Here is a 13000-nt window from a genome sequence, read left to right as displayed (position 1 = left end):
AAAAATCGTGCGTACTTTCGAGGTGTTCAGGGGGAGTGCTCCGGGTGGGGCACGGCTGCGCGTGCTTTCGCGTACCCACTCGCACCAAAAGGGGAGATACGCCGCATGTCCATCATCGACACCGAAGCGCCGCTGCACACCGCCCACCGCGACAACCACACCCACCGGGACGTCAACGGCGGATGGCTGCGGCCGGCCGTGTTCGGCGCGATGGACGGGCTCGTCTCCAACCTCGCTCTGATGACCGGCGTCGCCGGCGGCTCCGTCGCCCCGCAGACCATCGTGATCACCGGCCTGGCGGGCCTCGCGGCCGGCGCCTTCTCGATGGCGGCGGGCGAGTACACCTCCGTCGCCTCGCAGCGCGAGCTCGTCCTGGCCGAGCTCGACGTGGAGCGCCAGCAGCTGCGCAAGCACCCGGTCGACGAGATGGAGGAGCTCGCGGAGCTCTACGTCTCGCGCGGCGTCGAGCCCGCCCTCGCCCGCGAGGTCGCCATGCAGCTCTCCCGCGACCCGGAGCAGGCGCTGGAGATCCACGCCCGCGAGGAGCTCGGCATAGACCCCGACGACCTGCCGTCGCCGCTGGTCGCCGCGGTCTCGTCGTTCGGCTCCTTCGCGCTCGGCGCGCTGCTGCCCCTGCTGCCGTACCTGCTCGGCGCGACCTCGCTGTGGCCCGCCGTGCTGCTGGCGCTGGTCGGACTGTTCGCCTGCGGCGCGGTCGTCGCGCGGGTCACGGCCCGGTCCTGGTGGTTCAGCGGGCTGCGCCAGCTGGTCCTGGGTGGCGCAGCCGCGGGTGTGACGTACATCCTGGGAACCTGGATCGGTGGCGTCGTAGGCTAACCGCCGCGGGAGTGAGACACTATGCGGTACGCAACATAAGTAGTCCGTTACCCGGCGGTTTCGATTCCGTGACCCCGGGGCATCAGACCAGGGCGCCGGGCAATGATGCCCGTCTCGCGCCGGGACCTTCGCCCCGTGTTGTGTCCGCAGAAGTCCTTGCAGGAGCCCCGCAGCCCCAGCGAAGGTCCTTTCTTCCCCACCTCGTGCGATGTCCGCATGTTGGAACGCGATATCCGCTTCTCGGGATTGCCGTCATCATGTAACCTGCACGAAATTTCGCAGAGGGCCAACGTCGTCCCTCGGCTATGCACATATGCCACGACGACGACGGGAGAGCCGATGCGTTCCGCATCCACGCACTCCGCGACCGGCCCCAGCACCACCGCCTGGTCGCCCATGGACGGTCGCCCCGCCCAGCAGGGCATGTACGACCCGCGCAACGAGCACGACGCCTGTGGCGTCGGCTTCGTGGCCAACCTCAGCGGCGAGGCCAGCCACACGCTGGTCGAGCAGGCGCTGACCGTATTGCGGAACCTCGAGCACCGCGGCGCCACCGGCTCCGAGCCGGACTCGGGCGACGGCGCCGGGATCCTGTCCCAGGTACCGGACGCCTTCCTGCGCGAGGTCGCCTCCTTCGAGCTCCCCGAGGCCGGCGCGTACGCCGTCGGCATCGCCTTCCTCCCCGCCGACGGCACCGCACAGGCCGTCGCCGTGGAGCGGATCGAGGCCATCGCCGCCGAGGAGAACCTCACGGTCCTCGGCTGGCGCGAGGTCCCGGTCAGCCCCGACCTGCTCGGCAACGGCGCCCGCGCCACCATGCCGGCCTTCTCGCAGCTGTTCGTGAGCAACGGCAGCACGGGCATCGAGCTGGACCGCAAGGCCTTCGTGCTGCGCAAGCGCGCCGAGCGCGAGGCCGGCGTCTACTTCCCGTCGCTGTCCGCCCGGACGATCGTCTACAAGGGCATGCTGACCACCGGCCAGCTGGAGCCCTTCTTCCCGGACCTCTCCGACCGCCGCTTCGCCTCGACGCTCGCCCTGGTCCACTCCCGGTTCTCGACGAACACCTTCCCGTCCTGGCCGCTCGCCCACCCGTACCGCTTCGTCGCGCACAACGGCGAGATCAACACGGTCAAGGGCAACCGGAACTGGATGAAGGCCCGCGAGTCCCAGCTGGCCTCCGGCGCCTTCGGCGAGGGCGCCCTGGAGCGCATCTTCCCGATCTGCACCCCGGACGCCTCCGACTCGGCCTCCTTCGACGAGGTCCTGGAGCTGCTCCACCTCGGCGGCCGGTCGCTGCCGCACAGCGTCCTGATGATGATCCCGGAGGCGTGGGAGAACCACGCGTCCATGGCGCCGGACCGCCGTGCCTTCTACCAGTACCACTCCACGATGATGGAGCCCTGGGACGGCCCGGCCTGCGTCACCTTCACCGACGGCACCCAGGTCGGCGCGGTCCTCGACCGCAACGGTCTGCGCCCCGGCCGCTACTGGGTCACCGACGACGGCCTCGTCGTGCTCGGCTCCGAGGTCGGCGTCCTCGACATCGACCCGGCCAAGGTCGTCCGCAAGGGCCGCCTCCAGCCCGGCAAGATGTTCCTCGTCGACACCGCTCAGAAGCGGATCATCGAGGACGACGAGATCAAGGACGAGCTCGCCTCCGCCGCCCCCTACGCCGAATGGCTGGAGACCGGCGAGATCGAGCTGACGGACCTGCCCGAGCGCGAGCACATCGTCCACACCCACGCCTCGGTCACCCGCCGCCAGCAGACCTTCGGCTACACCGAGGAAGAGCTGCGCGTCATCCTCGCGCCGATGGCCCGCACGGCCGGCGAGCCGCTCGGCTCCATGGGCACGGACTCCCCGATCGCGGCCCTCTCCGAGCGCCCCCGGCTGCTCTTCGACTACTTCACCCAGCTCTTCGCGCAGGTCACCAACCCGCCGCTGGACGCCATCCGCGAGGAGCTCGTCACCTCGCTGCTGTCCTCGCTGGGCCCGGCCGGGAACCTGCTGGAGCCGACCTCCGCGTCGTGCCGCAGCGTCACCCTGCCCTTCCCGGTGATCGACAACGACGAGCTCGCCAAGCTCATACACATCAACGCCGACGGCGACATGCCGGGCATGAAGGCCGCCACCCTCTCGGGCCTGTACCGGGTCTCGGGCGGCGGCGCGTCCCTCTCGGCGCGCATCGAGGAGATCCGCGCCGAGGCCGACGCCGCCATCGAGGCCGGTGCCCGCCTGATCGTCCTGTCGGACCGCCACTCGGACGCCGAGCACGCGCCGATCCCGTCGCTGCTGCTCACCGCCGCCGTGCACCACCACCTCATCGCCACCAAGCAGCGCACCCAGGTGGGCCTGCTGGTCGAGGCCGGCGACGTCCGCGAGGTGCACCACGTCGCCCTGCTCATCGGCTACGGCGCGGCCGCCGTCAACCCGTACCTGGCGATGGAGTCCGTCGAGGACCTGCTGCGCGCGGGCACCTTCCTGACCGGCCTGGAGCCGGAGCAGGCCATCAAGAACCTGATCTACGCGCTCGGCAAGGGCGTCCTGAAGGTCATGTCCAAGATGGGCATCTCCACCGTCGCCTCCTACCGCGGCGCCCAGGTGTTCGAGGCCGTCGGCCTCGACGAGGAGTTCGTCGCCACGTACTTCAGCGGCACCGCCACCAAGATCGGCGGCGCCGGTCTGGACGTCGTCGCCAAGGAGGTGGCCGCCCGCCACGCCAAGGCGTACCCGGTTTCCGGCATCGCCGCCACGCACCGCGCGCTGGAGATCGGCGGCGAGTACCAGTGGCGCCGCGAGGGCGAGCCGCACCTGTTCGACCCGGAGACGGTCTTCCGCCTCCAGCACGCCACCCGCAACCGCCGGTACGACATCTTCAAGAAGTACACGGACCGGGTCAACGAGCAGTCCGAGCGCCTGATGACGCTCCGCGGCCTGTTCGGCTTCAAGTCCGACCGCCCCGCCCTCTCCGTGGACGAGGTCGAGCCGGTCTCCGAGATCGTCAAGCGCTTCTCCACCGGCGCCATGTCGTACGGCTCCATCTCCAAGGAGGCGCACGAGACCCTCGCCATCGCCATGAACCAGCTGGGCGCCAAGTCCAACACCGGTGAGGGCGGCGAGGACCCGGACCGCCTCTACGACCCGGCGCGGCGCTCGTCGATCAAGCAGGTCGCCTCCGGCCGCTTCGGCGTGACCTCCGAGTACCTGGTCAACGCGGACGACATCCAGATCAAGATGGCGCAGGGCGCCAAGCCCGGCGAGGGCGGCCAGCTGCCCGGCCACAAGGTGTACCCGTGGGTCGCCAAGACCCGGCACTCCACCCCGGGCGTCGGCCTGATCTCCCCGCCGCCGCACCACGACATCTACTCCATCGAGGACCTGGCCCAGCTGATCCACGACCTCAAGAACGCCAACCCGGTCGCGCGCATCCACGTGAAGCTCGTGTCCGAGGTCGGCGTCGGCACGGTCGCCGCCGGTGTCTCCAAGGCCCACGCGGACGTCGTCCTCATCTCCGGCCACGACGGCGGAACGGGCGCCTCCCCGCTCACCTCGCTCAAGCACGCGGGCGGCCCCTGGGAGCTCGGCCTCGCCGAGACCCAGCAGACCCTGCTGCTCAACGGGCTGCGCGACCGCATCGTGGTCCAGACGGACGGCCAGCTCAAGACCGGCCGCGACGTCGTCATCGCCGCGCTGCTCGGCGCCGAGGAGTTCGGTTTCGCGACCGCGCCGCTCGTCGTCTCCGGCTGCGTCATGATGCGCGTCTGCCACCTGGACACCTGCCCGGTCGGCATCGCCACCCAGAACCCGGTCCTGCGCGACCGGTTCTCCGGCAAGCCCGAGTTCGTCGTCAACTTCTTCGAGTTCATCGCGGAGGAAGTGCGCGAGATCCTCGCCGAGCTGGGCTTCCGCAGCATCCAGGAGGCCGTCGGCCACGCCCAGCTCCTGGACACCAGCAAGGCCGTCACGCACTGGAAGGCCCAGGGCCTCGACCTGGAGCCCCTCTTCCACGTGCCCGAGCTGCCCGAGGGCGCGGTCCGCCACGCCCTGATCGAGCAGGACCACGGCCTGGAGAAGGCCCTCGACAACGAGCTGATCAAGCTCGCCGGCGACGCGCTGAACGCCGCCACGGCGGAGGCCGCCCAGCCGGTCCGCGCCCAGGTCGCGATCCGCAACATCAACCGGACCGTGGGCACCATGCTCGGCCACGAGGTCACCAAGAAGTTCGGCGGTGCGGGCCTGCCCGACAACACCATCGACCTGACCTTCACGGGCTCCGCCGGCCAGTCCTTCGGCGCCTTCCTGCCCAAGGGCATCACCCTGCGGCTGGAGGGCGACGCCAACGACTACGTCGGCAAGGGCCTCTCCGGCGGCCGCGTCGTGGTCCGCCCGGACCGCGGCGCCGACCACCTCGCCGAGTACTCCACCATCGCCGGCAACACCATCGGCTACGGAGCCACCGGCGGCGAGATGTTCCTGCGCGGCCGCACCGGCGAGCGCTTCTGCGTCCGCAACTCCGGCGCCCTGGTCGTCTCGGAGGGCGTGGGCGACCACGGCTGCGAGTACATGACCGGCGGCCACGCCGTCGTCCTCGGCGAGACCGGCCGCAACTTCGCGGCCGGCATGTCGGGCGGCTCCGCCTACGTCATCGACCTCGACCCGCGCAACGTCAACGTCGGCAACGCCGGCGCCGTCGAGACCGAGCTCTCCGACACGGACAAGCAGTGGCTGCACGACGTCGTGCGCCGCCACGAGGAGGAGACCGGCTCGACCGTCGCCGCGAAGCTGCTGGCCGACTGGTCCGTCGCGGTGGACCGCTTCAGCAAGATCATCCCGACCACGTACAAGGCAGTGCTCGCCGCCAAGGACGCCGCCGAGCTGGCCGGACTCTCGGAGTCCGAGACCACCGAGAAGATGATGGAGGCGGCGACCAATGGCTGACCCGAAGGGCTTCCTCACCACCCCCCGCGAGACCGCCTGCTCCCGTCCCGTCGCCGACCGGCTGAAGGACTGGAACGAGGTCTACGTCCCGGGCTCGCTGCTCCCGATCATCAGCAAGCAGGCCGGCCGCTGCATGGACTGCGGCATCCCGTTCTGCCACAACGGCTGTCCCCTCGGGAACCTGATCCCCGAGTGGAACGACTTCGCGTACCGCGAGGACTGGTCGGCCGCCTCGGAGCGGCTGCACGCCACGAACAACTTCCCGGAGTTCACCGGGCGGCTGTGCCCGGCGCCCTGCGAGTCGGCGTGCGTGCTCGGCATCAACCAGCCGGCCGTCACCATCAAGAACGTCGAAGTCTCGATCATCGACAAGGCCTGGGACAACGGCAACGTCACCCCGCAGCCGCCCGAGCGGCTGTCCGGCAAGACGGCCGCCGTCATCGGCTCCGGTCCGGCGGGCCTGGCCGCGGCCCAGCAGCTGACCCGGGCCGGGCACACCGTGGTGGTGTACGAGCGCGCGGACCGCGTCGGCGGGCTGCTGCGCTACGGCATCCCCGAGTTCAAGATGGAGAAGGTGCACATCAACCGCCGCATCGAGCAGATGCGCGCGGAGGGCACCAAGTTCCGCACCGGCATCGAGGTCGGCCGTGACATCACGGCGACCGACCTGCGCAAGCGGTTCGACGCGGTCGTCATCGCGGCCGGGGCCACCGTCTCCCGCGACCTGCCGGTCCCGGGCCGCGAGCTGAACGGCATCCACTTCGCGATGGAGTTCCTGCCGCTCGCGAACAAGGTCCAGGAGGGCGACTTCCTGGCTCCGCCGATCACCGCCGAGGGCAAGCACGTGGTCGTCATCGGCGGCGGCGACACCGGCGCGGACTGCGTGGGCACCGCCCACCGCCAGGGCGCGGCCTCGGTCACGCAGCTGGAGATCATGCCGCGCCCGTCGGAGGACCGGCCCACCGGCCAGCCGTGGCCGACCTTCCCGATGCTCTACAAGGTCACCTCGGCCCACGAGGAGGGCGGCGAGCGGATCTACTCCGTCTCCACCACCCACTTCGAGGGCGACGAGGACGGCAACGTCAAGGCGCTGCACCTGGTCGAGGTGGAGTTCAAGGACGGCAAGCTGGAGCAGAAGCCGGGCACCGAGCGCGTCCTCCCCGCGCAGCTGGTCACCCTGGCGATGGGCTTCACCGGCACCGACCGGGCCAACGGCCTGGTGGACCAGTTCGGCCTGGAGCTCGACGAGCGGGGCAACGTCGCCCGCGACGCCGCGTACGCGACCAACGTCGACGGCGTCTTCGTCGCCGGTGACGCGGGCCGCGGCCAGTCCCTGATCGTCTGGGCCATCGCGGAAGGCCGCTCGGCCGCCCGCGGCGTGGACCGCTTCCTGACCGGCAGCAGCGCCCTCCCGTACCCGGTCAAGCCGACGGACCGCTCGCTGATGGTGTAACCCACCCGCAGCACCCCCGCCCCCCGGGGCGGGACCCCTCATACGGCCCGTACGACGGAGTGCGGCACCCCGACACAGCGCCCGCCATGACCGTTTCGGGACGCCGGGCTCGCGCCGCTCGGCCGTGGCCGGCCTCCCGGGCTTCGCCCGGCTGAGCCGGCCTCCGGCCGTCGGTGCAGCACCCCCGCCCCCCGGGGCGGGACCCCTCATACGGCCCGTACGACGGAGTGCGGCACCCCGACACAGCGCCCGCCATGTCCCCGACCAGGGATGGCGGGCGCTGTGGCGTTCGGGGTGGTATCACTCGGGGGCGAACTCGTAGCGGAGCTCGTAGAGGTGTCCGGCCTTCACCATGACGGTGACCTCGACGGGGCGTCCTTCGTCCCCGTAGACCGTGCGGAGAGTGCGCAGCACCGGAAGGTCACCGGGAAGACCCAGGGCGGTGTACTGCTCCTGCGTCGCCACCCTGGCGGACACCCGGTCGACGCTGTGGCGGGGAGGGAAGCCCAGCTCGGCGAGGAGCGTTGGGGTACCACCTCTGATTCTGCGCGGTTCGGCGAGCGGGGTGCCGTGGGCGATGTCCGGCGGGTAGAAGGAACTCACCAGTTCCGCAGGCTCGTCGTCGAGGCTGATCAGCTGTCGGCGGCACACCGCCGTACCGCCCTCCGCGCACCCCAGGGCTTCGGCGACGTCACCGGCGACCACCACGGCCTCGACCGCGAGCAGCGTGCTGCGCGCGGCTCGCCCGTGCTCCGAGACTTCGGCGAGCCACGGATACGCTCCTCCGTCCGCCGCCGGCGCGAGGGAGGCCGCGGGCCGGACGGTTCGCTGCCGCCTATCCCGCACGGTGATCGCGGCTCCGGCGCGGCCGACCGCCAGTCCTTCGTCCTTCAGGAGCTGTACGGCCTTCTGGATCGTGGCGTTGGAGGCATCGAAGCGGGCCTTCAACTGCGTGGTCGAGGGCAGCTTGGCGCCTGGTGCCAGGGCGCCGCTCATGATCTCGTCGCGGAGATCGGCGGCGATGCGGGCGTGCAGCGGTCGCGGATCGAACGCTTGGGCTCGGGAGGCGGGCAAGGTCATCCGATCCTGATCTCGTACCGCAGTTGGTGGCGGTCGGCGGGCATGACCATCAGGTCCGCCTGGACCGGGCGGTCATGTGCGTCGTAGGTGGTGCGGGCGAGCTGGAGCACCGGCTCGCCCGGTTCGAGGCACAGGTGTGCCCGTTCCTCCTCGGCGGGGATCTTGGCCGTCACGGTTTCGACGACCCGTACGCCGGTGTGCCCGAGGGCGGCGAGCAGGGTCACGGCGCCGCCGCGGATCTTTCCTGTGGCGGCCAGGGGGGTGCCCGACGCGATGGCCGCGGGATAGTAGGTGTCCGTCAGTTCGGTGGGGTGTCCGTCGAGTTCGATGATCCGGCGGCGCACCACGACGGTGTCCCCGTCCCCGAGCCCGAGGAGGGCGGCGACGGCGGCCGGTGCCGGGACTTCCCCGGCGTGGACGACGCGCTGGGTTCCCCGGGCGCCCGCCGCCCGCGCCTCTTCGGTCCACGCGTCGGGGGTCCCTGGCGCGCGGGGTGTCAGGTAGGGCACCGACACGCTGGTCCACTCACTACCGCTCACGCTGCCTCCTGAACGTTCTCCGTGCTCCATCGACCCCACGGTATGCGACGCGCCATGGAGTGAACCCACCCTCGCAGACCTTGCTGCTATTCGCGAATAGCGATACGTGTTCCGACAGCAGCGTTTCCCTCGTGCCCGCACGTCAGTACGCGCCGCCCGGCAGTTCGTCGGGGACACGCTCGCCGAGTGGGGCTTGTCCGAGCGCCGGGACGACATACGGCTCTGCGCTTCCGAACTGGCCGCGAACGCCGTTCTGCACGGCGTTCCCTGGGGGCGCGAGTTCTCCGTACGTGTGGCCCGGGAGGGCGGAATCGTCTGGATCGAGGTGCGCGACAGCGGACCCGGCCTGCCAACCGTGCGACACCCCGAACCCGAGGCCGAGGGGGGCCGGGGGCTTTGGCTGGTGGCCGCCCTCGCGGACGAATTCGAGATCCGTGACGAGCGGGTGGGTAAGTCCTCGTGCGCGGGCTTCAACGTGGCGGAAGCGTGAGTTCGGCCGTCTGAGGCCCCGGGCCGCCTCGCCGCTTCCCCGAAGGGGTTCCAGTGCAGGCCGGTCGGGGCGGTCGCTCGGGCTGGGTGACGTGGTGCGCCAGTACGGTCCGGTGGAACGGTAGGCGGTGCCACCGGCATCAGGCCGCGAGGTGGGGCTGGGGATACTGGTGGGGTGGATGTTGAGGTGCGGGGTGTGCGGGGTGGGGATGAGGTCGAGTGGGTCGCCGAGTTGAGGGCGGACGTGATGCGGGGGGATCTGGAGCGGCTCGGGCGGTACGACCACCACCGGGCGCGGCAGCGGGTCCGGGATTCCTTCGGCGGTGAGCACTCCCGGGTCATAGAGGCCGGGGGCCGCCCGGTGGGGAGCCTGACCGTGCGGCCGGGTGCGGGCGGCGGGCTGGTGCTGGAGCACTTCTACCTCGATCCCGCGCACCAGGGGCGCGGGATCGGGACCCGGGTGCTGGAGGGGGTGCTGGCGCGGGCCGACGCCGAGGGGGCCGCGGTCCGGCTGACCGTGCTGCGGGGGAGCGCCGCGCGCGGGCTGTACGAGCGGTACGGGTTCACCGTGGAGGCGCAGGACGAGGTGGACATCCACATGGTGCGGGCCGTCAGGCCGTAGGGGGCCGGTCGGCGCGGGCCGTGCGGGCGGCCAGGGCGGCCCGGGACGTCACGCCGGTCTTGCGGTAGATGTGCGACAGGTGGGTGTCGACCGTACGGGGGCTCAGGCGCAGCCGGGCCGCGATGGCCGGGGTGGTCAGCCCCTCCGTGACCAGCGCCGCGATCTGCTCCTCGCGCGGCGTGAGGTGCGGGAGCGGCGGTGCGGGTGCGGGGCCCGGCGGGAAGAGGTCCGCCAGGCCCGTCAGGAGGCGGGAGCCGCCCGACTCGGCCAGCCGGCGGCCGCGCCGCCACCGCTGCGCCGCCCCGAGCGGATCCCCGGCTTGGCCCGCGAGGGTGGCGCCGATCAGCAGGGACTGGGCCTCCCACAGGGTGGCCCCCGCGCGCGCCGACTCCTCGGCGGCCCGCGCGTACCGCTCGGCCGCCCGGCCGGGTTCGCCCTCCGCCGCGAGCACCGCGCCCTCGCCGCGCAGGGCCGCCGCCCGCTGGCTGGGCAACCCGAGCCGTCCGGCGTCCGCGGTGGCCATGTCCGCCCAGCTCCGGGCCTCCGCCCGGTCGCCCGTCGCGACGGCCGCGTGGACCAGGGCCTCCAGGAACAGCGGGCGCAGCGTCGGCTGGAGTCCCGCCAGCCGCGGGCCGCCGCCCGCCCGCAGCATCGCGGAGCGGGCCCGCTGGTGGTCCCCGGAGTACAGGGCGGCGTAACTGAGCACGCACCAGGCCAGCGAGGTCCACCAGGTGCTGCGCGCGCCGGCCAGCTCGACCGCCTCCTCGGCCACCGACAGCGGCAGCGGGTCGCCCGGGGGCAGCGCCGCGATCAGCACCTGTGCCTTGTTGCCCAGGACGAGCCCGAGCAGTTCGTCGCTGCCGATCCCGCGGGCGATTCCCTCGGCCTCCTCGCACAGCTCCAGCGCCGACTCCAGCCGGCAGGAGTTCATGTGGACGACGGCCTTGCACAGCAGCAGGTGGGGCAGCAGGTGCAGGGGGCCGACGCGGCGGACGAGGGCCAGCCCGCGGTCCGCGTGCCGTTCCGCCCGCGGATAGCGGTCCAGGTAGAACTCGGTCCACGCGATGCGGGCCAGCGGCTCGCACAGGTCGGCGAGTTCGGCGTCGGTCAGGGCGTCGAGGCGGTCGGCGGCCCGGTCGGCGAGCCGGTGGGCCGTCGCCGGCTCGCCCCCGTAGGTCTCCCCGAGGGCGGCGGTCGTCAGCGCCCCCGCCGCCGCGGGCGCGTTGCCCAGCCGCAGGGCCAGCCCGTACGTGCGGACGACGTCGGCGCGCACCTGCTCGTAGGACAGGGCGTGCGGGGCGGACGAGCCCAGCTCCAGCCCGAGCGCCAGTGCGTCGGCCGGGCGCGGCGCGGGCCGGCGGGCCAGCTCGCGGCGCAGCAAGGCCACGGCGGCGCCGTAGCGGCCGAGGTGACGCTCCATCGCCGCGCACAGGGTGACGGCGCTGGCGCGCAGCCCGCCGTCGCCGTCCCCGTCGTCCCCGTCGCCCCCGTCGGCGCCGTCGAGTTGTGCGAGCAGATCCTGGAGCAGGTCCCGGCTCGCCCGCAGCTCACCGCACACGCTCAGCGCCCGGGCCCGCCACAGCAGCAGCTCCCGCCGCCGCGCCGTGTGCGCGGGCGTGTCCGGCAGGATCCGCAGCACCACCCCCAGCCAGTGGGCGCAGCTCGCCGGGGCGGTGGTGCTGGCCTCGGACGCCGCTTGGAGCAGGGCCTCGGCGGCCCGCGGATCCCATCCGCTGAGCGCACGTTCCACGTGGTGGGCCCGTACGGCGGCGGACACGCCCGTACCGGCGGGCGCGGCGGCGGCCCGCCGGTGCATGCCGGAGCGGCGCCGGTGCCCGGTGTGCTCGTAGATCACGGTCCGCAGCACCGGATGGCGCAGGGACCAGCTCCCCGCGGGCCCCGCCCGCAGCAGGTCCCGGTCCGACAGGACGCCGAGGTCCGCGTCGAGGAGGCCCGCGTCCGCGATCTCGGCGGTGAGGGCCAGCAGCGGGGCGGTGGCCTGGTCGCCGAGGACCGCGACGGCTTCGGCGGTGCGGCGCTGGGTGGCGGTCAGCGGGGTCAGCTCGTCCAGCAGCAGTGCGGTCAGGCCGCCCGCGGGGACGGCCGGTCCGGCGCCGTGGCCTTGGAGGAGGGCGAGGAAGTAGAGGGGGTTGCCGCCGCTGGCGCGGTACAGGTGTCCGGCGTGTCCGGGCGCTACCCCCGGGGCCAGTTGCTCCACGCAGGTGCGCTCGTCGAGCGGTCCGAGGTCCAGGCGCAGCACGGTCCCGGAGTCGGCGCCCCGGGCCAGGGCCGCCGCCGGGGAGGCCGCGGTCTGCCGGTCGCGCCGGGCCACGACGAGGGTGACCGGGCCGTGGGGCGGGTGCCGGACGAGGTGGTCGAGGAGTTCGAGGGAGGCCGGGTCCGCCCAGTGCAGGTCGTCGAGGGCGACGAGCAGGCCGCCCCGGGGCGGGCCGTCGCCGCCGTCGCCGCCGTCGCCGGGGGCGGTGGCCAGGGCCGTGAGCAGCCGGGCGGTGGCGCGGTGCACGGCGAACCGGTCGGCGTGGGCGTCGCGGCCCTCGTGCGGGTGCGTCCCGGCGCCGCCCGCGGCCTCCGTGCCCGCCGCCGTCCCGTGTACGACGGGCGCCACCGCCGGGTCGTGGAGCGGTCCGCGCGCCGGATCCGGACCGGGGTCCAGGTCGGCGAACGCGTCGGTGAACAGGCGGAAGGGGATGTGCCGTTCGTACTCGGTGGCCCGGCCGCGCAGGACCGTCATGCCGCGCAGGCGGGCGCGCGCGCACAGCTCCGTCAGCAGCCGGCTCTTGCCGATGCCCGCCGCGCCGGTCAGGTCCACCACCCGAGGGCGGTCCGTCCCCCGTCCGGCGAGCACCTCGTCGAGGCGCCGCAGTTCGGCCTCCCGGCCCACCGGCCCGGTCCTGGTCACGATGAGCCCCCCTGTGACTGGCGCGGGGGAAAAGCCTAGCGAGCCCGACGCGCGCACGGGTACGGACCTACGTAGGTGGTCCTACGGATGTGCGTGCGGGGCCGCCCTGCCACGCTCGGAAG

Annotated in this window: 8 protein-coding genes; 5 read left to right on the top strand and 3 right to left on the bottom strand. The window is 72.8% G+C overall.

Features of this window, described 5'->3' with window-relative positions; all coding sequences use genetic code 11:
- Positions 1 to 105: 105 nt before the first annotated feature.
- The 3 genes from ACGFXC_RS21460 to ACGFXC_RS21450 all read left to right on the top strand — a co-directional run bounded on the left by ACGFXC_RS21460 (position 106) and on the right by ACGFXC_RS21450 (position 7228).
- Complete coding sequence (locus ACGFXC_RS21460; protein WP_393715038.1) at positions 106 to 837, top strand: VIT1/CCC1 transporter family protein; 732 nt, start codon at positions 106 to 108, stop codon at positions 835 to 837.
- Positions 838 to 1233: 396 nt separating this feature from the next.
- On the top strand, positions 1234 to 5775 hold the full coding sequence (gene gltB, locus ACGFXC_RS21455; RefSeq protein WP_393715362.1) for a glutamate synthase large subunit: 4542 nt from the start codon (positions 1234 to 1236) through the stop codon (positions 5773 to 5775).
- The gene (locus tag ACGFXC_RS21450; protein ID WP_393715036.1) at positions 5768 to 7228 is read left to right on the top strand and encodes a glutamate synthase subunit beta; all 1461 of its coding nucleotides are present in this window, start codon (positions 5768 to 5770) and stop codon (positions 7226 to 7228) included. The genes gltB and ACGFXC_RS21450 overlap by 8 nt, the downstream gene beginning before the upstream one ends.
- A gap of 300 nt (positions 7229 to 7528) precedes the next feature.
- On the opposite strand, the gene ACGFXC_RS21445 is transcribed toward ACGFXC_RS21450, so the two are convergent.
- Both ACGFXC_RS21445 and ACGFXC_RS21440 read right to left on the bottom strand, forming a co-directional pair.
- Entirely contained in the window at positions 7529 to 8308 is a 780-nt protein-coding gene (locus ACGFXC_RS21445; RefSeq protein WP_393715031.1) for a GntR family transcriptional regulator, read from the bottom strand.
- Positions 8305 to 8847 carry a GntR family transcriptional regulator gene (locus tag ACGFXC_RS21440; RefSeq protein WP_393715029.1) on the bottom strand — a complete coding sequence of 181 codons (543 nt, stop codon included), beginning with the start codon at positions 8845 to 8847 and terminating at the stop codon, positions 8305 to 8307. Before ACGFXC_RS21440 ends, ACGFXC_RS21445 begins: the two co-directional genes overlap by 4 nt.
- 106 nt (positions 8848 to 8953) lie before the next feature.
- Here ACGFXC_RS21440 and ACGFXC_RS21435 point away from each other — a divergent pair, with 106 nt between their 5' ends.
- Both ACGFXC_RS21435 and ACGFXC_RS21430 read left to right on the top strand, forming a co-directional pair.
- Positions 8954 to 9337 (top strand): ATP-binding protein, encoded by a 384-nt coding sequence (locus tag ACGFXC_RS21435; RefSeq protein WP_393715027.1) that lies wholly within the window; start codon positions 8954 to 8956, stop codon positions 9335 to 9337.
- Positions 9338 to 9583: 246 nt separating this feature from the next.
- Positions 9584 to 9958: a GNAT family N-acetyltransferase gene (locus ACGFXC_RS21430; RefSeq protein WP_393715360.1), complete on the top strand. Its 375-nt coding sequence runs from the start codon at positions 9584 to 9586 to the stop codon at positions 9956 to 9958.
- On the opposite strand, the gene ACGFXC_RS21425 is transcribed toward ACGFXC_RS21430, so the two are convergent.
- Positions 9948 to 12878 (bottom strand): ATP-binding protein, encoded by a 2931-nt coding sequence (locus tag ACGFXC_RS21425; RefSeq protein ID WP_393715025.1) that lies wholly within the window; start codon positions 12876 to 12878, stop codon positions 9948 to 9950. The two genes, ACGFXC_RS21430 and ACGFXC_RS21425, sit on opposite strands and share 11 nt — an antisense overlap.
- Positions 12879 to 13000: the final 122 nt, after the last annotated feature.

The sequence above is a fragment of the Streptomyces sp. NPDC048507 genome (assembly GCF_043199995.1).
Lineage (GTDB): Bacteria > Actinomycetota > Actinomycetes > Streptomycetales > Streptomycetaceae > Streptomyces.
This window is presented reverse-complemented; position numbering and strand designations above follow the sequence as displayed.